This is a genomic window from Ruegeria halocynthiae, assembly GCF_000743705.1.
Taxonomy (GTDB): domain Bacteria; phylum Pseudomonadota; class Alphaproteobacteria; order Rhodobacterales; family Rhodobacteraceae; genus Ruegeria; species Ruegeria halocynthiae_B.
Map to the genome: position 1 here is coordinate 390,164 of NZ_JQEZ01000002.1, position 19,690 is coordinate 409,853.

Genomic DNA, 19,690 nt, shown 5'->3' on the forward strand with positions numbered 1-19,690 from the left:
GTCCAGAGCGTCCGCAAACCCTTCCCCTTCGGGCACGCATTCGCTATTGCAGGCGCTGACCCGAATTTGATGACGCAGGACGCACCCATGGCGATGGAAAAGACATTCAACGCGGCCGAGGCCGAGGCCCGCATTTATGAGGCCTGGGAACAGGCCGGAGCCTTCAAGGCAGGCGCGAACAGATCGCGCGACGAAAGCTTTACCATCATGATCCCGCCGCCCAACGTGACGGGCGCGCTGCACGTGGGCCACGCGTTCAACAATACGCTGCAGGACATCCTGATCCGCTGGCACCGGATGCGCGGGTTCGACACGCTGTGGCAGCCCGGTCAGGACCACGCCGGCATCGCCACACAGATGCAGGTGGAAAAGATGCTGGCCGCCACCCAGCAACCCGGTCGGCGTGAGCTGGGGCGTGAGGCGTTTCTGGACAAGGTCTGGGAATGGAAAGGCGAATACGGCGGCACGATCATCGAGCAGTTGAAACGTCTGGGGTCCAGCTGCGACTGGTCACGCAACGCATTCACCATGGCGGGCGCACCGCGCGACCCGCGCACGGGCCATGAAAATTCTGCGAATTTTCATGACGCGGTCATCAAGGTTTTCGTCGACATGTACGACAAGGGCCTGATCTATCGCGGTAAGCGTCTGGTCAACTGGGACCCGCATTTCGAAACCGCAATCTCGGACCTTGAGGTCGAGAATATCGAAGTTGCGGGCCACATGTGGCACTTCAAGTACCCGCTGGCGGGTGGCGAGACCTATACTTATGTTGAGAAGGACGAAGACGGGAACGTTATCCTTGAGGAAGAGCGCGATTATATCTCGATCGCCACGACGCGCCCCGAGACCATGCTGGGCGACGGCGCGGTGGCCGTTCACCCGTCGGATGAGCGGTATGCATCAATCGTTGGAAAACTCTGCGAAATCCCGGTTGGTCCGAAAGAGCATCGCCGCCAGATCCCGATCATCACCGATGAGTACCCCGATCCCGAATTCGGCTCGGGCGCGGTGAAGATCACCGGCGCGCATGACTTCAACGACAACATGGTGGCCAAGCGCGGCGGCATTCCGATGTACCGCCTGATGGATACCAAAGGCGCGATGCGGGCCGATGGCGCACCTTACGCCGAAGAGGCGGGCAAGGCGCAGCAATACGCCCGTGGGCGCGAATTCACCGAGAACGAGATCGACGCGATCAACCTGGTCCCCGATCACCTGCGCGGGCTCGACCGGTTCGAGGCGCGCGCGAAGGTCGTCGAAGAGATCACCGCCGACGGTCTGGCCGTGATGACCCGCGCCGACAATCCGGTTCTTGGCACCAAGCTGGGCGAAGATGACGACCCGTCCGCATTGGTCCCGCTGGTCGAGAGCAAGCCGATCATGCAGCCCTTCGGCGACCGCTCGAAAGTCGTCATCGAGCCGATGTTCACCGACCAGTGGTTCGTGGACGCCGAAAAGGTCGTCGGCCCCGCGCTGGACGCGGTCAGGGACGGCACGGTCAAGATCATCCCCGAGTCGGGCGAAAAGACCTATTACCACTGGCTGGAAAACATTGAGCCTTGGTGCATCTCGCGCCAGCTTTGGTGGGGGCATCAGATTCCGGTTTGGTATGGACCGAATAAAGAACAGATCGCTGCGTTCAAACAGCATGACGGCAAGTCATCATTTGTCGTCCAAGACTTGGTTCCCTTTTGTGCGCCATCTGAGGAAGAGATCACCAGACTCGCAGCCGACTACTATGGCGCGGATTGGAAGATTGAGTTCCTTAGCCATTCTCACGAACGGGCTTCTGACTACGCTCCGATTTCGCGTACATTGGATGGTGTCATAGAACTCTACCGCGATCCCGACGTCCTCGACACCTGGTTCTCCTCCGGTCTCTGGCCCATCGGCACGCTGGGCTGGCCCGAGCAGACCGAGGAGCTGGAGCGCTACTTCCCGACCGACGTTCTGATCACCGGCGCGGATATCCTGTTCTTCTGGGTCGCACGGATGATGATGATGCAGATGGCAGTGCTCGATGATCTGCCTGTTGAAAAGAAAATCCCGTTCCACACCGTCTATCTGCACACGCTCGTCCGTGACGAGAAGGGCAAGAAGATGTCCAAGACCACCGGCAACGTCATCGACCCGCTGGAGATCGTGGACGAATTCGGCGCCGACGCGTTGCGCTTTACCAATGCCTCTATGGCGGCGATTGGCGGCGTGCTGAAACTGTCCCGCGAACGCATCACCGGCTATCGCAACTTCGGCACCAAGCTGTGGAACGCTGTCCGCTTTGCCGAGATGAACGAAGTCTTTACCAACGCCGTGCCGCAACTGGATGTGGCCGACCTTAAACCCAAGGCCGCCGTAAACCGCTGGATCATCGGCGAAACCGCCCGCGTGCGGGCCGAGGTTGACGCGGCGCTGGAGAGCTATCGTTTCAACGACGCCGCGAACGGGCTCTACGCCTTTGTCTGGGGCAAGGTCTGTGACTGGTACGTGGAACTCTCCAAACCGTTGCTGCAAGGCGATGACGCCGAGGCACAGGCCGAAACCCGCGCCACCATGCGCTGGGTTCTGGATCAGTGCATGGTCCTGCTACATCCGATCATGCCCTTCGTGACCGAGGAACTGTGGGGCCTGACCGGCAACCGCGCAAAAATGGTCGTTCACGCCGACTGGCCCACCTACGGCACCGAACTGGTCGATGCCGAGGCGGATCGTGAGATGAACTGGGTGATCTCGGTGATCGAAAACACCCGCTCGGCCCGTTCGCAGATGCGGGTGCCCGCTGGTCTTTACGTGCCGATGCTGGTGACCGAGATCGACGCCAACGGACAAGCCGCATGGGACCGCAACGAGGCGCTGATCAAGCGTCTGGCGCGGATTGACAGCCTGGCATCGGCGGACGAACTGCCTAAAGGCACGATTTCCATCGCCGCGCCCGGTGCTTCGTTCGGCCTGCCGCTGGCGGATATCATCGATATCGGCGCGGAAAAGGAACGGCTGGAGAAAGCCAAAGGCAAGCTGGCCAAGGAACTGGGTGGACTGCGCGGACGTCTGAACAACCCGAAATTCGTGGCCTCGGCCCCCGAAGAGGTTGTGGCCGAGGCCAAAGCCAACCTTGCCGCCCGCGAAGAAGAAGAGGCCAAACTAAACGAAGCGCTGGCCCGTCTGGCTGAAATCGCCTGATCCTTTTCCGCGCGGAATGCTCAATTCCTGAACCCCGCCGCGCCCGCGCTGGCGGGGTTTTCTTTTATGTCCGAAAGGCTTGCCCCTAACAGACAACCCTTGTTAGCAAGTGCGGGTAACAACCTCCGAGGACACAATGGCACACAAGCTCCCCCCGATCCAAACCGTCTCAACCGGGCTGGTCGTGGCCATTGTCGGGTTCTTCAGCTCATTTCCGATTGTGTTGCAGGGGCTGGCGGCCATGGGGGCCTCGGCGCAGGAATCCGCCTCGGGGCTGATGATGGCGGCCATTGCCATGGGCCTGACGGCCATCGGGCTGAGCCTGTGGTACCGCCAACCCATCAGCGTCGCATGGTCGACGCCGGGTGCCGCGCTGCTGGCCGTAACCGCCACGCCATCGGCGGGGTTTTCGGGCGCGGTGGGGGCATTTGTCTGCGCCGGGGCGCTGACGGTGCTGGCCGGGCTGTGGCGTCCGCTGGGCCGGCTGGCGGCGGCGATCCCGACCACTTTGGCGCAGGCGATGCTGGGCGGGGTTCTGTTGCCGCTTTGTATATTACCGTTCAAAGCCGCCGTTGAATTGCCATGGCAAGCTGTGCCGGTGATCCTGACCTGGTTCATCGCCGGGCGGGTGAACCGCCTGTTCGCGGTCCCGGCGGCGGTGCTGGCGGCGGCCATTGTCGTTGTGCTGAACGCAGGCGGCACCTCGGTCGCGCCCAGCCATCTGGTGGCAGCACCGGTCTGGACCGCGCCCACGTTTTCCCTGGCATCGGTCATTGGCATCGGCATCCCCCTGTTCATCGTCACCATGGCCACGCAGAACATCCCAGGCATCGCCGTGATGCGCAGCTTTGGATATGCGCCCGTCCCCGGTCGTCTGTTTTCAATGGCGGGCGCGGCCAGCATCCTGTCAGCCTCGTTTGGGGCACCGGCGACTTGTCTGGCCGCCATCACAGCCGCCATGTGTTCGAATGAGGACAGCCACCCGGACCGCAACCAGCGGTATTGGTCGGCAGTCATGGGCGGCGTGTTCTATTGCCTGTTCGGCGTATTTGCAGTGGCCATCACCGGTTTCGCCGTGCATGCCGATCCGCTGTTGATGGGTACCCTGACCGGGATCGCGCTGATCGGGGTGTTGGCCAATGCCACTTTCGCGGCGCTTGAGATCCCGGCAGAGCGAGAGGCCGCCATCCTGACCTTCGCCATCACCGCCTCGGGTGTCTCGGTCTTGGGGCTGGGAGCCGCGGTCTGGGGATTGCTGGTCGGAGGGCTGGCCTATCTGGTGACGAACCGAGGCCAATAGCTGCTTTCCGCCGTCGCCTGATCCGCGTTTCATTGCGCCATGTTCGGATCCCTTGGAAAGCTGGTGGAACGCCAGATCAAAAAGGCGCAGACCGAGATCGAAGGCCCAAAGTGATCCCGCGATCGCGGCAGGGCATCGGATCATGGCGCAGGCCGGGGTTCTGCCCGAGGAATTTAACCTCAAGAAACAATTGGATGCCGCGCACGTGGCCTACGCGGACCTGACCGACCCCGGTGACAGAAAGGCTGCGATGGCCAAGATCGCAGACCTTGAGATGCGGTACAACATGGCCCGGGACGCGCGGCGCGCCTTCTTGCGTTAACCTCGTCAGGCGAATACGCGGCTGGATACGGAAACCGCATTCTTTGACGGATCCTTTGCGTTTGCAAATTGATACCCGTCCCCGTTGTGGATCGCTCCAAATTCCAATCCCCGCTTACGCGCCCGCTCACAAAAGGTGGGAACATCCGGCACGTCAAACACAAGCTTGACGGCAGTCTGACCCTCACGTGCGGCTTTGCCCGCTGGATGCAAAAGAAGATGCAAACCACCTGATTCCGGGACCAACTCTACGATCCTGTCCCCCTCTGCATGACGCGCAGAATAACCAAAGTGCGTTTCATAGAATTTTACCATCTCATCCATCCGTTTGGTGTACATGATCAGGCGAGTGATGGCACGGGAGGTCATTTGAATTCGGGCTTGCGACCCTGCATCTGCGCGGTGATGACCTCCATCTGATCGGGTTTGCCGATCAGTTCTACCTGTTCGGCGGATTCTTCAAGCAGAACGTCAGCGCGCGACTTGGCCTCGGCCACTTCGATCAGACGTTTCGCGGCGCGAATGGCGGATGGGCTTTTGCCCGCAATCTCTTCGGCCAGGGCCTGCGCCTCGGTCAGCGGGTCGTCGGACAGTCTGGTCACAAGGCCCCAATCGGCAGCCTGCTGCGCCCCGATGGGACGCGACGTGTAGGTCAAAAGGCGCAGCACATCCGACCGCACCAGTTGCGGCAACAGGGCCATGCCACCCATATCGGGGATGAGGCCCCATTTCATCTCTAACACCGCCAGTTTGCTTTCGGGATGGGCGATGCGGATATCTGCGCCCAGCGCGATTTGCAGCCCCCCGCCATAGGCCACCCCCTGAATGGCGCAGATGACCGGCACCGGAATGCGCCGCCAGGTCATGGCCAGTTCCTGCACCTCGTTGGCGTCTTGGTGGCTGCGGGCCATCAGCCATTCGGTTGGGTCTTTTTGAGCCATGGTAGCAAAGCTCGCCATGTCGAGCCCGGCGCAAAAGCTTTTGCCCTCACCCGACAGCACGACCGCGCGGGCGTCCGAGGCGGCGACCTCTTGCCCGGCAGACAGGATGGCCTTGATCATCGCGTCATCCAGCGCGTTCATCTTGTCGCCACGGGTCAATGTGACATGGGCAATGTGGTCTTTGTATTCGACTGATACGCGCGCCATTCGGGGGCCTCCGAAACCTGTTTTGCCAATCATGCCCCGAATGGTGGGCGCAATGCCACCACGACGTCAGGGCAAATTCGCTGTGGCGCAAGGCTTGCTCAAACCCTCGCCCTGCGCTTATCTGCGCGTATGACCGGACCTCGTTACACAGCCCTCGCCGACTCCCTTCCCGCAACCGTGCCCTTTGTCGGCCCCGAAACGCAGGAGCGTCAGCGCGGCGCACCATTTGTTGCCCGGCTTGGGGCGAATGAAAGCCTGTTTGGCCCCTCGCCGCGCGCCGTTGACGCAATGGCGCAAGCGGCGAGTGAGGTCTGGATGTATGGTGATCCGGAAAACCATGACCTGCGTCATGCTTTGGCCGATCACCACGGGGTATCGCCGGACCACATTGTCGTAGGTGAAGGGATCGACGGGTTGTTGGGGTATCTGGTGCGACTGATTGTCGGGCCAGGCGATGCGGTGGTGACGTCAGAGGGGGCTTATCCGACGTTCAACTACCACGTCGCAGGTTTTGGCGGGGCTCTGCACAAGGTGGCGTATCGGGGCGATCACGAAGACCCGGCGGCGTTGTTTGCCAAAGCTGCTGAGGTTGACGCGAAGCTGGTCTATCTGGCCAATCCGGACAATCCGATGGGCAGCTGGCATTCCGGGGCTGACATTGTTACAGCGCTGGATGATTTGCCCGCAGGCTGTCTGTTGGTGCTGGATGAGGCTTATGTCGAATGCGCGCCTGAAGGCACCGCAGCGCCAGTTGCGGCGGATGATCCGCGTGTGATCCGGATGCGGACCTTTTCCAAGGTTTACGGCATGGCGGGGGCAAGGGTCGGTTATGCGATGGCTGCGCCTGGGCTGATTTCGGCGTTCAACAAAGTGCGCAATCATTTCGGGGTGAACCGGGTGGCACAGGCTGGGGCGATTGCGGCTTTGACGGATGACGCCTGGCTGGCTGACGTGCAGCGGCGGATCGCTGAGGCGCGCGAGCGGATTGGTCAGATCGCGGGGGAGAATGGGTTGGTGCCCTTGCCCTCGGCCACCAATTTTGTGGCGATTGACTGCGGGCGGGACGGCGTGTTTGCAAAGGCCGCTCTGGACGCGCTGGTGGCGCAGGGTATTTTTGTGCGGATGCCGTTTGCAGCGCCGCAGAACCGGTGCATTCGGGTCAGCTGTGGAGAGGCAGTTGATCTGGATGCCTTTGCCGCAGCCTTGCCCAAGGCACTGGCGGCGGCGTTGGAGGTGACCTGAACCGGGCGAAGGGGGCTGTCTGCCCCCTCTTGGCCCATTGGGCCAATTCACCCCCGAGGATATTTTTAGCCATATGAAGCTGGGAGGCTTTGTGCTGATTTATTTGGCCAGAGCGGCGGCGGCGGCCTCTAACGCGCCTGTCCCGCGTGGGATGTTCAGGGCGGCCATGGCGGTTTCGACGCCGCCCAGCATTGCCATGATCATCTGACCGTTCACGTGGCCCATGTGGCCCAGGCGGAAACAGCCGTCCCAATCCTCCATCCCCAGCCCGATGCCCAGCGTCAGGCCCAGGTTGAATTCGGTGTATTCCCTGAGTGGCGTACCGCGCGCCTCGGTCAGGCGCAGGGCCGTGACGGCGCGGCTGCGGTGGGCGCGGTCGGTGACATTGAGGTGCAAGGCTTCGCCCTGCGCCCAGGCCTCGCAAGCGGCCCAGACCGCTTGGGCCAGACGTTCGTGACGGGCCCAGACATGTTCGATTCCTTCGGCGTGGATCATGTCCAGCGCGGCGCGCAGGCCATAGAGGTGATGGGTGGGCGCGGTGCCGTCGAAATGCTGATAGAAGATTTCCGGGTTGGCGCGCGGTTGCCAGTCCCAGTATTTTGACACGCGCGGCATCGTGACCCGTTTGGCCTGCGCCTTGTCGTTAAAAAAGACAAACCCCATGCCCGCTGGGGTCATCAGCCCTTTTTGACAGGCGCTGACGGTGACGTCGACGCCCCAAGCGTCCATCTCGAACCGGTCGCAGCCCAGCGAGGCGATGCAATCGGCCATCAGCAGCGCGGGGTGGTTCAGGTCGTCGAGCAGCGCCCGCAGTGCCGGGATGTCGTTGCGGATGGAGCTTGAAGTATCCACGTGCACCGCCAGAACCGCCTTGATCCGATGCGCCGTGTCTGCGCGCAGGGCGTCCGCGATGCGGTTGATATCCCAGGGAGCGGAGGGGCCGAAATCAATCACTTCGGCCTGCGCGCCGATGCCTTCGGCCATTTCCGCCCAACCGTGGGTGAACCGACCGGATGCGGGGGCCAGGATGACTTCGCCCGGGGCGATGACGTTGGACAGCGCGGCCTCCCACGTGCCGTGGCCGTTGGCGATATAGATGGCAACGTTGTGGCGCGTGCGAGCGACCCGGCGCAGGTCCTCCAGAAGCGCGGGCATCATCTCGATCAGCTCGCCGTCATAGATATTCGGCGACGGGCGGTGCATGGCCTGCAGCACTGCGTCGGGCATGACCGAGGGGCCGGGTATCGCCAGATATGCGCGCCCCTGCGCGAGAGAGATTTGGTTTGTCATGGGGTCAACCTGTCTGAATTGACGCTTACCCTAACGTGGGTTTGCGCGCCGTCAATCCATCAGCTTTGACGCCTCGCTCGCGAGGGTTTCGATCCCGGCCCAGTCGCCATTCGTGACCAACTGTTTGGGCGCGACCCAGCTGCCACCGGCGCAGATCACGTTGGGCAACGACAGGTAATCGCGCGCGTTTTCAGGTGACACGCCACCCGTTGGGCAAAAGCTGATCTGCGGCAGGGGCGCACCGATGGCCTTGAGGGCGGGTGCGCCACCCGAGGCCTCGGCCGGGAAGAATTTCAGCATGTCATAGCCCTGTTCCAACAGGCGCATCGCCTCGCTGGCGGTTGCCGCGCCGGGCAGCAGGGGCAGGCCCTCGGCCTCGCACGCGGCGATCAGGGTATCGGTCGCACCGGGTGAGACGCCGAATTGCGCGCCCGCCTGTTTTGCGGCGCGGACGTCATCGGGCGTGACCAGCGTGCCCGCGCCAACAACGCCGCCGGGCACCTGCGCCATGGCGCGGATGGCGTCCAGCGCGGCCGGGGTGCGCAGGGTGACTTCCAATGCGGGCAGGCCACCGGCGACAAGCGCCTCGGCCAGTGGGCGGGCCTGCGCGGCGTCTTCGATGACCAGAACCGGGACGATGGGCGCAAGGGCGCAGATCTCGCGGGTGCGTTGGGTTTTTGACATGGCTTACGCTCCGAATATGCTGGCGCCGGCATCCGCCGAACCGACCGCGTTGCGGAAAGGGGCAAACAGATCGCGCCCGACGCCATGTTGGTTGGCCGACAGATCCGCGATGACCGGGGCGCGGTCCAACACGCCGGGGGTGAGGATCTCTAACTCACCCTGCACCGCGTCGACACGCAGCAGGTCGCCGTCTTGCAGACAGGCGATGGGACCGGCGTCCAGCGCCTCGGGGGAAACATGGATGGCGGCGGGCACCTTGCCCGAGGCCCCGGACATGCGACCATCGGTGACCAGCGCCACTTTTTGGCCGCGACCCTGAAGGATCGACAGGATCGGCGTCAGCGAGTGCAACTCGGGCATGCCGTTGGCCTTGGGTCCCTGAAAACGGACCACGACGATGGTGTCACCGGTGAACTCCCCGGCTTTGAAGGCGGTCTTGACAGCGTCCTGGTCGTGGAACACGCGCACGGGCGCTTCGACCACCTGATGTTCGGGGGCGACGGCCGAGACCTTCATGACTGCGGTGCCCAGATTGCCTGTCAGACGTGACAGTCCGCCGGTGGGTTGGAACGGGTCCTTGGCGGGCCTTACAATCTTGTCATTCAGGCTATGGCCTGCGCCTTGTTGCCAGACCAGTTCATCGTCGATCAGCTTGGGTTCTTGCGTATAGTGATGCAGGCCCTGCCCCGCGACGGTCAGCGTATCAGGGTGCAGCAAGCCATTTTCTAACAGGGTTCCGATGCAGTACCCCAGACCACCGGCAGCGTGGAAATGGTTCACATCGGCCAGACCGTTGGGATAGACCCGCGCCACCAGAGGGACCACGGCAGAGATGTCGGAAAAATCATGCCAATCCAGCACGATGCCACCCGCCCGCGCCATGGCGATCAGGTGGATCAACAGGTTGGTTGAACCGCCCGTGGCCATCAGCCCGACGATGCCGTTCACAAAGGCGCGTTCGTCCAGCACCTGATACACGGGCGTATAGTCATTCCCCAGCGCGCTGAGAGACAGGGCACGGCGCGCGCCTTCTTCGGTCAGCGCATCACGCAACGGCGTGTTGGGATTGACAAAGCTGGAGCCCGGCAGGTGCAGGCCCATGAACTCCATCAGCATCTGGTTGGTGTTGGCGGTGCCATAAAATGTGCAGGTTCCGGGACCGTGATAAGCGGCCATCTCGGCGGCCATAAGCTCGTCCCGGCCTATTTCTCCGGCAGCGAATTTCTGGCGGATCTTGGCCTTTTCGTCGTTGGGCAGACCGCTGGTCATGGGACCGGCAGGCAGAAAGACCGCAGGCAGGTGGCCAAAAGCCTGTGCGCCAATCACAAGGCCCGGCACGATCTTGTCGCAGACGCCAAGGAACACCGCGGCGTCATAGGTGTTATGGCTGAGTGCCACGCCCGTCGCCAAAGCAATCACATCGCGGGAAAACAGCGACAGCTCCATCCCCGCCTCGCCCTGCGTAACGCCATCACACATGGCCGGTACACCACCGGCAACCTGCGCCGTCCCTCCTGCCGCGCGGATCGCGTCGCGGATCAGACCCGGATAACGTTCAAACGGCTGATGCGCCGAGAGCATGTCGTTGTAAGCGGTGACGATGCCCAGATTTCCGGCGGTGCCGGTGGCCATCGACTGCTGATCCTGCCCCGCCCCGGCATAGGCATGGGCCTGACCGCTGCACGACAGATGCGCCCGGGCCGGGCCTTTGGCGCGGGCCTGCTCCATCCGGTCCAGATGCGGGCCGCGCAGGTCGGCGCTGCGGTCGATGATCCGCTGGGTGACTTCGGTGATAACCTTGTGAACCACTTTAACCTCCGATCTGACGCCAGCGGCGTCCGTCGCGATGCATCAGCATCAATGCTTCTTCCGGGCCGGAACTGCCCTGATCATAGCGCGACGGGCGGTCGCCGCGATCTTCCCAGCCCTGGATGATGGGATCAACCCACGCCCAGGCGGCCTCGGCCTCGTCCCCGCGCATGAACAAGGTCTGGTCCCCGCGAATGACATCCATCACCAGCCGCTCATAGGCGTCGGGCGCGCTGGCCTCGGCACCCAGCGCATCGGCAAAGCTCATGTCCAGCGCAACATCGGACAGGCGGAAACCGCCCGGCCCGGGGTCTTTGATCGTGGTGCGCAGGGTGATGCCTTCGTCCGGTTGCAGGCGGATCACCAGCACGTTGCCATGCAGCGGGCCCACGTTTGGGAAAATCGTATGCGGCGGGTCGCGGAAAAACACCGCAATCTCGGACTCGCGGGCGCGCAGGCGCTTACCGGTGCGCAGATAGAACGGCACCCCGGCCCAGCGCCAATTGCCCAGATGCACCTTGAGCGCGATGAAACTTTCGGTGCGACTGGCAGGGTTGCCGACGTGATCGACATAGCCACCTTCGCCCTTTTCCGCCCGGTATTGGCCACGCGCAATATCTGCCTGAGCAACGGGCTCCAATGCCTCGATAACCTTGACCTTTTCGTCGCGTACAGCATTGGGCGCAAACTTTGACGGGGGTTCCATCGCGGTCAGACACAAAAGCTGCACCAGATGGTTCTGGATCATGTCACGCATCGCGCCGGATTGGTCGTAATAGGCCGCGCGCCCTTCGACGCCGACGGTTTCCGCCACGGTGATCTGGACGTGGTCGATATGGGTGGAATTCCACAGCGGCTCAAACAGCGAATTGGCAAAGCGCAGGGCCATCAGATTCTGCACGGTTTCCTTACCCAGATAATGGTCGATCCGGTAAATCTGATGTTCTTCGAAACAGGCGCGCAGCCCTTCGTTCAACGCCCTGGCCGAGGCCAAATCATGCCCAAAGGGTTTTTCCACCACGATACGGCTGTCGGGCGTGGCAAGGCCGTGGTCGTTCAACCGCTGCGCGATGCCCGAGAACAGGTTTGGTCCGACAGACAGGTAAAACGCCCGCACGACATCCGGACGCAGAGCTTTGACCAGACTGTCCCACCCGGTATCGCCCAGCGCATCGACCGGCACATATTCAACACGGGTCAGAAACTGATCCAGCACATCCTGTTTGAATTCTGGCGCGAATTTCTTCATCGCGGCGCGGATTTGATCGCGAAACGCGTTGCTGTCCATATCGGACCGGGCCGTCCCGATGATCCTTGCATCATCCGGCATCTGGCCCACTTCGTAGCGGTGATACAGGCCCGGTAAGATTTTACGCTGGGCCAGATCGCCGGTTGCGCCGAACAACACAAGGTCGAACGGGATTACCGGAATTACGCGTGAAACCATCGGCGGGCTCCTTCAGTTCTCACCTGAGCCACTTTAGCACCTCAATCCGCAAGTACCCGTGGCGTGGGGCATGTTATCGCTAACATGCATGCATTGAATAGGGACCATAACCGCAGAATGCAAGTCCGGATTTGGGATATCACCCCTGACTGCGCAGCCATTCCATCACAGCCGGGCGTACGGATTGTTCCCCCCGGTGGCGCGCATCGGCGATGATCTTGCGCAGCGCCTGCAGATCGGCGCGCAACAAGACGCTTTTGACCGGGCCGATCGAGGCCGGGCGCATCGACAGCGACCGGATGCCCATGGCTGCCAGACACAGTGCTTCGACCGGGCGGCCAGCATCTTCGCCACAAAAGCTGAGCGGCGTGTTCGAGGCATTACAACGCTCGACGATGCGTTCCATAAACGTCAGGAAACTGACGTTCAGAGTGTCGTAGCGGCGACGCACCAACTCGTTTTCACGGTCAGCGGCAAAAAAGAACTGCTTCAGGTCGTTGCCGCCGATTGAGATGAAATCCACCTCGTCAAAGAATTTCTGCGGTGCAAAGGCTAGTGACGGGGTTTCCAGCATCGCGCCAACCTCAAGAGATTCCGGCAGGACATGGCCCAGCCGCTTTTCCCGTTCGATGGTCTTGTTGACCTCCCACCGCGCTTCGCGGAATTCTTCGGCTTGTGCAACAAAGGGAAACATCAGCGTCAGCGGGCGGCCATTGGCAGCACGCATGAGGGCCTGTAGCTGCATCCGCATCACGCCACGCTTGTCCAGACCGACCCGGATCGCGCGCCAGCCCAGCGCCGGGTTGGGTTCGGCCACATGTTTCATATAGGGCAGAACCTTGTCCGAGCCGATATCCAGCGTCCGAAACACCACCCGCATATCCCCCGCCGCGTCCAGAACGCGCTGATATTGCGTCACAAGTTCGGACCGTTTAGGCATCTGGTTGCGGATCAGGAACTGCAACTCGGTGCGGAACAGGCCCACGCCCTCGGCACCCGAGTTATGCAGGGACGGCAGATCGGCCATCAGGCCCGCGTTCATCACCAGATTGATCCGCTCTCCATCCCGGGTCACAGTCGGGGTATCACGGATCGAGGCGTATCGCTCCTGGGCTTTGGCCTGCATGGCGATCTTGTCACGGAACGCGCTGACTACCGTATCCTCGGGGCGCAGGTGCACGACCCCATGATCCCCATCGACAAGGACATGATCGCCGTTCAACGCTTCGGTCGTGATACGCCCCACATGCACCACCAGTGGAATTGCCAGCGCACGGGCGACAATGGTGGCATGGCTGCCAACGGACCCTTCTTCCAGAACGATCCCTTTCAGCGACCTGCCATATTCCAGCAGATCACCGGGGCCGATATTGCGGGCAATCAGGATCGGGTCTGGCGGCAAATCCGCACTATTGGTATTTCCCTGCCCGGTCAGAATGCGCAGCAGACGGTTGCTGAGGTCATCCAGATCGGCCAGCCTTTCGCGCAAATACGGATCGGTGACCTGGCTCATCCGGGCGCGGGCTTGGGATTGTTCCTTTTCAACCGCTGCCTCGGCGCTGAGGCCCAGGGTAATGTCCTCTTCCATCCGGCGCATCCAGCCCTTGGAATTGGCGAACATGCGATAGGCTTCCAGAACCTGCAACTGCTCGGAATCGCCGCCCTTTGAGATTTCGAGCATCTTGTCGACGCCCACGCGCAATTCTTCAACCGCTTCGGCCAGGCGTTCCTGTTCCCGCTGCGGATCATCCGCAATAGGATTGGTCACCACGACCCGCGGCTCATGAAGCCAGACATGCCCTTCGGCAGACCCTTCCTGTGCCGGGCCGCCCCGCAGCAGAATTGATTGCTGATGCAATGGCGACAGGGCCGCGCCTTCACCGATGAAAGCGCCCAGTTCGGCCATCTCGGCCAGAACCATGGCAACCACCTCAAGCGCATAGACCTCATCGGCTGAGAACTCTCGCGCCTCGCGCGATTGTACCACCAGCACACCCAGCTTTTGACCCAGCCGTTGAACAGGCACGCCAAGGAACGACGAAAACCGCTCCTCTCCTGTTTCTGGCATGTACCGGAAGCCCTTGGCTGACGGCGCGTCGGCGGTGTTTACCACCTTGCCCGACTTGGCCACGCGGCCCACCAGCCCCTCGCCCATGCGCATACGGGTCTTATGGACCGCCTCGGGTGTCAGGCCCTCGGTCGCGCATAATTCCAGAGTGTCTTCGTCGCGGAACAGATAGACCGAGCAGACCTCGGCCCGGATGCTATCAGCAATCAGATGCGTGATCCGGTCAAGACGTTCCTGACCGGCCGCTTCGCTTGCCATCTCTTCGCGCAACCGCCCCAGCAGCTTGCGAGATTCTGTTTCGGTGCCGTCCGCCATGGCCCAACCAATTTAGTGTGTCAGGCGATATCCTTGGCTGAAACGCTCAGGCCGCCTTGTCCAGTTCAAAGGCATCATGCAGTGCCTGAACAGCAAGTTCCATGTATTTCCTGTCGACCAGTACGGAAATTTTTATCTCAGAGGTTGTAATGACCTTAATATTGATCCCCTCATCCGAGAGTATCTTGAACATTTTTGCTGCAACGCCGGATTGCGAACGCATACCGATCCCTACGACCGAAACCTTGCAGACGTCGGTATCTGCCACCAGTTCGGCGTAATTCAGCTCACCCTCTTCCTTGATCGCCAGCAGTGCCTGTTCGGCACGGGTTACCTGGTCAGTCGGGCAGGAAAAGGTCATGTCCGTCCGTCCCTCGTCCGAGATGTTCTGCACGATCATGTCCACATTCACGCCCGCATCACTGAGCGCGGTAAAGATGATCGAGGCGATGCCCGGACGGTCGGCCACTGAAACGGCTGTCATCTTGGCTTCGTCACGGGAATAGGCCACACCGGCCACAATATTGGATTCCATGATATCCTCCTCGTCGCAGACCAGCGTGCCTGCATTGTCGGATTGTTCTTCAAAACTTGAAAGAACGCGCAGTTTCACCTTGTAGCGCATCGCCAGCTCGACCGAGCGGGTCTGCAGCACCTTAGCCCCCAGCGAGGCCAGTTCGAGCATTTCCTCGAACGCGATCCTGTCCAGCTTGCGGGCCTTTTCGCAGATGCGCGGATCGGTGGTATAGACGCCATCCACATCGGTATAGATGTCACAGCGTTCGGCATCGAAGGCGGCGGCAAAGGCCACGGCGGTGGTGTCAGACCCACCCCGGCCCAGCGTTGTGATACGACCTTCGGGGCTGAGACCCTGGAACCCGGCAACAACGGCAACCTTCATGCCTTCGGCAAATTTCTGACCGATATTCTCGGTCGGGATTTCTTCGATCCGGGCCTGGCTGTGGGCGCTTGTGGTCAGCAGCGGAACCTGCCAGCCCTGCCAGCTGCGCGCGGGAACGTCCATTTCCTGCAGGGTCAGCGCCATCAGACCAGCGGTGATATTTTCACCCGAGGAAACCACGGCATCATACTCGCGCGCATCAAACAGCGGCGATGTTTCGTTGACCCAACCCACCAATTCGTTGGTCTTGCCCGACATGGCCGAAACAATGACGATCACATCATAGCCCTTGGCCACTTCAACGCCGATGCGTTTCGCCGCGCGGCGGATGCGGTCCAGATTGGCGACAGATGTGCCACCGAATTTCATCACGAGTACGGGCATGGGGGTGGTATCTCCGCGCCTTGGAATTCAAATCCCGTGCGTCTTATGCGAGGGGGGCCGCAAGGGCAAGGGTTCAATACCGTTCCCACCGCGACATTGGGCTGCTTTACAACTAGGGATGAGGCTGTCAGCCTACCGCCAACACTAAATCCAAGAGGTTTCCCATGTCCCGCCTAGCCATCGCTTTTGCCCTTGTTTCAACGCCCGCGCTGGCGCAGGTTTCCACGCTGGCGGGAACCGATGGCCCCAATTCGCTGGGCACTGTACCCTGCGCGACCACCGCAGGCGAGCCGCTGCGCAGCTGCCACGCCGAATTGCGGCGGCGTGACGACGGCAGCGCGACACTGGCCGTGGGCATTGGGAACGGCGATGTGCGCAACATCTACTTTACCGACGGGGTGCCCGATTCCACCGATTCAGCCGCCAGAATCAGCCATGAGCTGCGCGGCGATATCATGGTCATATTCGTCGACCCCGGTGAGGTTTACGAACTGCCTATGGCGGCCCTTAAAGCTCAATAAGCGTGGGGCTGGCCATCATAGGTTTCAAAACAGCCCGTCTTATCCAATGACAGGTCATCGAACCGCTCGATCAGGCCCTCAACCGCCTGATCGACGGTGATCTGAGCGGCATCACCCCCCATATCCGTCTGCACCCAACCGGGGTGATAAATGCCAACGGCGACCCCGTCACCACGCAAGTCGGTGGCCAGATTGCGCCCCAAATTCAGCGCCGCTGCTTTGGATGCGCGGTAGATATAGCTGCCCCCCGGCGCACGCGTATGCGAGGCCATTTGCGATGACAGAATCGCAACCTTGCCCCGCGCGGCACGCAAATTGGGCATAAGCGCCTGCACTGTCAGGAACACTCCGGTCACATTGGCGGCAAAGCTTTGCGCCCACATCTCGGGCGGATACCCGTCAATGGTCTGCGTCTTGTCCAAATACACCCCGGCATTGCAGACCAGCAAATCAACGGGGCGGCCATCAAGCTGCGTCGCCATTGCCGCCTGCTGCGCCGCGTCGGTCACATCCAGCGTGATCTGAGAACTGTCGTCCCGAGCTGTTCCGGTAACCTCACGACCCTGTGCCCGATAGCGATCTGCCAGAGCTTCTCCAATTCCACGGTTTGCTCCGGTGATCACAATGTGCATTATCTAATTCGTCTTTCTGCTGGGAATAAAAGGCAATGGGGCAACCGGCACCCCATCGTCGATCAGGGCTTTGGCCTCTTCGGGTTTGGCCTCGCCGTAAATGGCACGCTCGGGCGCATCGCCAAGGTGGATCTTGCGGGCCTCGCTGGCAAAGTCCTTGCCGACATAATCAGAGTTTTCTTCGACGGTGCGCCGAATTTCAGCCACGACTTTCTCCAAGTCGGGCGTAGGGGCGGCATCGTCGGTTGGGCCGACCTCGGGCACGGGCACGTCTGTGCTGGATTTTGCGTTTCTGGCCGGGCGCACGCGCGGCGTCATGATCGCCTTTTCAACCTGCGCACTATTGCAAACGGCGCATGTCACCATGCCCGCCTTTGCCAGTTTGTCGTAAGCTGCGGCCGATTGAAACCAACTGTCAAATGTATGGCCGTTGCTGCATTTCAATGCGTATTGAATCATGATCCGTCCAAATGTCGGTTGCCAAATAGATACCAACGAGGGTGGCAAGATCAAGCCCCTCCCGGGGCGCGTCAGTGCGTAATAGCCCCAATATTACGTAACAATAGGGCGAGTTCGGAAGAATTGACGCGGGCAGCCGCTTTTTCAGGGCAATACCACTTTCTTTTCCGCTGCCCATATTCGGGAAAGTTATCGGCTGTCGATTGAACCAAAAGCGGGAAAACGTCGACGATACACAGCACCGAACCTTTCTTGGAGCGATGTTTGTGATGGGAAAAACGGCCCACAACACGGGTGGCACATTTGCCTTTTACACCGGCCTCTTCCCATGCTTCCCGGCAGGCGGTCTGGGAAGGCGTCAACCCGTCCATCAACCACCCTTTGGGAAGGATCCAACGGCCTGACTTGCGCGTTGTGATCAACAAAACCTCAGGTCGGCCCTGTTTGACGCGGAAACACAAGGCAGCGGATTGCTGCACCACCCGAAGGTGCCCGGCCTTTTGCAACATTTCGGGCGAAAGCCCTGCGTCGATCACGCTGTGTCGCCTTTCAGATGGAATTATTCCTGTCAGCCGACCCAATCGTTTTTTCGTTATTTAGCGGTCAGCCAGGACCTGAATACCAGATGATGCAGGATTATCCAAGGTGTATGGCAGGGTCACATACGTGCGACCAGCTTGCGCACCAGATCATCATGGGGGATATCCGCATCAATCGCCAATCGTCGCAGACCAAAGTGAACCCGGGCGATCTGCTGATAATAGCGGGTGTAGACATAATTCGTTCCGCCCCCGGCAAGCGCCCCCAGCACTGGAATGGACTGTGCCGCCAATTTCTGCCCTAAAACAACGGACAAGCGCGGGGCCACGGCGGCTATCAACCGCTGCATGGCAGGACCCGTCAACGTCAGTCGCACCGAATAAAACCCCAAATCAGCCCCATCGTCAGAAGACATCGGTCCGGCCGCAGATAAAACCTGAATACAATCGAATTTCACGCCTTCTTCGGAGGGATCAAACCCTTCACGCGCTGCTGCGCCCTGAATGGCGCGCAACAGCATGGCGGTGGTTGCAGGCAATTCCATCAAGGCCGTTGAAACACCACCCAGTCCCCCGGCTGCACCCATGGCAGTGGTCAAAGTGGTATTGACCCACGGCCGTTGATCCGGCACAGCGCGCCGCGATCCTTCGGCGGCACGCATCGCGAACCACAACGCCTGCTCGGTGGCCCCTGTCAGGCCCTGCCTGATGGATGTGGGCAATTGATCCAGCAAAGATTCAGCCGATCCACCCAGGGAATTCAGCAGTTTGACGCCAGGTCCACCAGCCGACCTGTAATACTCGGCCAGCCGATCCAACTCGGCCTCTGCGTCCAGCTTTTCAACAAGAATCACATCCTGCATTGGTACCCTCCTGCCCGTAAGACATCGGGATTTACCTACCCGGTTTCAATAGCTCAGCGCGTCCAGCGGCGCACAGGGCCGGTTATGCCACCCCACTTCCCAGGTGTCAGTTCCAACCCCAGAATGCGGTCTGGGTTGGTCGGCGGGGGCATCTCGATACCGGACAATTGGGAAAAGCCGAACCGGGCGTAATATGGCGCATCGCCGACCAGCATCACTCGTTCCCAACCTTGCTCACGCCCGACTTCGATCCCTTCGTGTATCAAGAACCCACCCAGACCTTCGCCCTGATGGGTCGGGTGCACGGCCACAGGCCCCAGCAACAGCGCGTCATGTTTCCCCACATGTACCGGCCAAAACCGGATCGCGCCCGCCAGAATCCCCTGCCCGTCCCGCACCACCAGGGACAAACCCGAGACCGGGGGAACATCATCACGCAGACGATAAGAAGACAGCGCCTCGCGCCCGGGCGCAAAACACAGATCATAGAGAGCTTCGACCTCCCACCAATCGTCCGGCTCTTCCGGCCTGATCCCGAACTGCTGCACCCCTGCCCTCTTTTCCTTGCTGGAAATCGCCCTAGCACT

18 protein-coding genes are annotated in these 19,690 nt (G+C 61.1%); 5 read left to right on the forward strand and 13 right to left on the reverse strand.

Features of this window, described 5'->3' with window-relative positions; genetic code table 11:
* Positions 1 to 87: 87 nt before the first annotated feature.
* From JT51_RS08285 to JT51_RS22385, 3 genes are all read left to right on the forward strand, one after another.
* Positions 88 to 3,180, forward strand: coding sequence for a valine--tRNA ligase (locus tag JT51_RS08285; protein WP_037311940.1), 3,093 nt, complete (start codon positions 88 to 90; stop codon positions 3,178 to 3,180).
* 136 nt (positions 3,181 to 3,316) lie between these two features.
* Positions 3,317 to 4,480, forward strand: a complete 1,164-nt coding sequence (locus JT51_RS08290; protein ID WP_037310629.1) for a benzoate/H(+) symporter BenE family transporter — start codon at positions 3,317 to 3,319, stop codon at positions 4,478 to 4,480.
* Positions 4,481 to 4,622: 142 nt separating this feature from the next.
* Positions 4,623 to 4,802 (forward strand): hypothetical protein, encoded by a 180-nt coding sequence (locus JT51_RS22385; RefSeq protein WP_327284725.1) that lies wholly within the window; start codon positions 4,623 to 4,625, stop codon positions 4,800 to 4,802.
* A gap of 5 nt (positions 4,803 to 4,807) precedes the next feature.
* Here JT51_RS22385 and JT51_RS08300 read toward each other — a convergent pair whose 3' ends face one another.
* Together JT51_RS08300 and JT51_RS08305 are read right to left on the reverse strand one after the other, a co-directional pair.
* Entirely contained in the window at positions 4,808 to 5,170 is a 363-nt protein-coding gene (locus tag JT51_RS08300; RefSeq protein ID WP_037310630.1) for a VOC family protein, read from the reverse strand.
* A complete protein-coding gene (locus JT51_RS08305) occupies positions 5,167 to 5,949 on the reverse strand; it encodes a crotonase/enoyl-CoA hydratase family protein (protein ID WP_037311946.1) in 783 nt (260 codons plus the stop codon). The genes JT51_RS08300 and JT51_RS08305 overlap by 4 nt, the downstream gene beginning before the upstream one ends.
* A 129-nt stretch (positions 5,950 to 6,078) precedes the next feature.
* Between JT51_RS08305 and JT51_RS08310 the strand changes: the two genes are divergently transcribed.
* Positions 6,079 to 7,191, forward strand: coding sequence for a pyridoxal phosphate-dependent aminotransferase (locus JT51_RS08310; protein WP_037310632.1), 1,113 nt, complete (start codon positions 6,079 to 6,081; stop codon positions 7,189 to 7,191).
* Positions 7,192 to 7,290: 99 nt separating this feature from the next.
* On the opposite strand, the gene JT51_RS08315 is transcribed toward JT51_RS08310, so the two are convergent.
* From JT51_RS08315 to JT51_RS08340, 6 genes are all read right to left on the reverse strand, one after another.
* Positions 7,291 to 8,481 (reverse strand): pyridoxal-phosphate-dependent aminotransferase family protein, encoded by a 1,191-nt coding sequence (locus tag JT51_RS08315; RefSeq protein WP_037310634.1) that lies wholly within the window; start codon positions 8,479 to 8,481, stop codon positions 7,291 to 7,293.
* A 51-nt stretch (positions 8,482 to 8,532) separates the two neighbouring features.
* On the reverse strand, positions 8,533 to 9,165 hold the full coding sequence (locus JT51_RS08320) for a bifunctional 4-hydroxy-2-oxoglutarate aldolase/2-dehydro-3-deoxy-phosphogluconate aldolase (RefSeq protein WP_037310635.1): 633 nt from the start codon (positions 9,163 to 9,165) through the stop codon (positions 8,533 to 8,535).
* Between the two features lie 3 nt (positions 9,166 to 9,168).
* A complete protein-coding gene (gene edd / locus JT51_RS08325; RefSeq protein ID WP_037310637.1) occupies positions 9,169 to 10,974 on the reverse strand; it encodes a phosphogluconate dehydratase in 1,806 nt (601 codons plus the stop codon).
* Between the two features lies 1 nt (position 10,975).
* Positions 10,976 to 12,421, reverse strand: coding sequence for a glucose-6-phosphate dehydrogenase (gene zwf / locus JT51_RS08330; RefSeq protein ID WP_037310638.1), 1,446 nt, complete (start codon positions 12,419 to 12,421; stop codon positions 10,976 to 10,978).
* Positions 12,422 to 12,560: 139 nt separating this feature from the next.
* A complete protein-coding gene (ptsP, locus tag JT51_RS08335) occupies positions 12,561 to 14,804 on the reverse strand; it encodes a phosphoenolpyruvate--protein phosphotransferase (RefSeq protein WP_037310640.1) in 2,244 nt (747 codons plus the stop codon).
* Positions 14,805 to 14,850: 46 nt separating this feature from the next.
* Positions 14,851 to 16,089, reverse strand: a complete 1,239-nt coding sequence (locus JT51_RS08340) for an aspartate kinase (RefSeq protein ID WP_037310643.1) — start codon at positions 16,087 to 16,089, stop codon at positions 14,851 to 14,853.
* Between the two features lie 164 nt (positions 16,090 to 16,253).
* Here JT51_RS08340 and JT51_RS08345 point away from each other — a divergent pair, with 164 nt between their 5' ends.
* Entirely contained in the window at positions 16,254 to 16,610 is a 357-nt protein-coding gene (locus JT51_RS08345) for a hypothetical protein (RefSeq protein ID WP_037310645.1), read from the forward strand.
* On the opposite strand, the gene JT51_RS08350 is transcribed toward JT51_RS08345, so the two are convergent.
* The 5 genes from JT51_RS08350 to JT51_RS08370 form a co-directional block, all read right to left on the reverse strand.
* Complete coding sequence (locus JT51_RS08350; RefSeq protein WP_037310647.1) at positions 16,604 to 17,242, reverse strand: SDR family NAD(P)-dependent oxidoreductase; 639 nt, start codon at positions 17,240 to 17,242, stop codon at positions 16,604 to 16,606. The genes JT51_RS08345 and JT51_RS08350 overlap by 7 nt on opposite strands.
* 3 nt (positions 17,243 to 17,245) lie before the next feature.
* Positions 17,246 to 17,701, reverse strand: coding sequence for a DUF1178 family protein (locus JT51_RS08355; protein ID WP_037310649.1), 456 nt, complete (start codon positions 17,699 to 17,701; stop codon positions 17,246 to 17,248).
* Positions 17,702 to 17,772: 71 nt separating this feature from the next.
* Positions 17,773 to 18,237: an NUDIX hydrolase gene (locus JT51_RS08360; RefSeq protein WP_235216137.1), complete on the reverse strand. Its 465-nt coding sequence runs from the start codon at positions 18,235 to 18,237 to the stop codon at positions 17,773 to 17,775.
* Between the two features lie 122 nt (positions 18,238 to 18,359).
* Complete coding sequence (locus JT51_RS08365; protein ID WP_037310651.1) at positions 18,360 to 19,103, reverse strand: EcsC family protein; 744 nt, start codon at positions 19,101 to 19,103, stop codon at positions 18,360 to 18,362.
* A gap of 53 nt (positions 19,104 to 19,156) precedes the next feature.
* Positions 19,157 to 19,651 (reverse strand): GNAT family N-acetyltransferase, encoded by a 495-nt coding sequence (locus JT51_RS08370; protein ID WP_037310653.1) that lies wholly within the window; start codon positions 19,649 to 19,651, stop codon positions 19,157 to 19,159.
* Positions 19,652 to 19,690: the final 39 nt, after the last annotated feature.

Coding starts and splice junctions, on each gene's coding strand:
- JT51_RS08365 (WP_037310651.1), bottom strand. CDS start 19,103: ATGCAGGATGTGATTCTTGTTGAAAAGCTGGACGCAGAGGCCGAGTTG.
- zwf (WP_037310638.1), bottom strand. CDS start 12,421: ATGGTTTCACGCGTAATTCCGGTAATCCCGTTCGACCTTGTGTTGTTC.
- JT51_RS08355 (WP_037310649.1), bottom strand. CDS start 17,701: ATGATTCAATACGCATTGAAATGCAGCAACGGCCATACATTTGACAGT.
- JT51_RS08310 (WP_037310632.1), top strand. CDS start 6,079: ATGACCGGACCTCGTTACACAGCCCTCGCCGACTCCCTTCCCGCAACC.
- JT51_RS08300 (WP_037310630.1), bottom strand. CDS start 5,170: ATGACCTCCCGTGCCATCACTCGCCTGATCATGTACACCAAACGGATG.
- JT51_RS08345 (WP_037310645.1), top strand. CDS start 16,254: ATGTCCCGCCTAGCCATCGCTTTTGCCCTTGTTTCAACGCCCGCGCTG.
- JT51_RS08290 (WP_037310629.1), top strand. CDS start 3,317: ATGGCACACAAGCTCCCCCCGATCCAAACCGTCTCAACCGGGCTGGTC.
- JT51_RS08305 (WP_037311946.1), bottom strand. CDS start 5,949: ATGGCGCGCGTATCAGTCGAATACAAAGACCACATTGCCCATGTCACA.
- JT51_RS08285 (WP_037311940.1), top strand. CDS start 88: ATGGCGATGGAAAAGACATTCAACGCGGCCGAGGCCGAGGCCCGCATT.
- JT51_RS08315 (WP_037310634.1), bottom strand. CDS start 8,481: ATGACAAACCAAATCTCTCTCGCGCAGGGGCGCGCATATCTGGCGATA.
- JT51_RS22385 (WP_327284725.1), top strand. CDS start 4,623: ATGGCGCAGGCCGGGGTTCTGCCCGAGGAATTTAACCTCAAGAAACAA.
- ptsP (WP_037310640.1), bottom strand. CDS start 14,804: ATGGCGGACGGCACCGAAACAGAATCTCGCAAGCTGCTGGGGCGGTTG.
- JT51_RS08340 (WP_037310643.1), bottom strand. CDS start 16,089: ATGCCCGTACTCGTGATGAAATTCGGTGGCACATCTGTCGCCAATCTG.
- JT51_RS08320 (WP_037310635.1), bottom strand. CDS start 9,165: ATGTCAAAAACCCAACGCACCCGCGAGATCTGCGCCCTTGCGCCCATC.
- JT51_RS08350 (WP_037310647.1), bottom strand. CDS start 17,242: ATGCACATTGTGATCACCGGAGCAAACCGTGGAATTGGAGAAGCTCTG.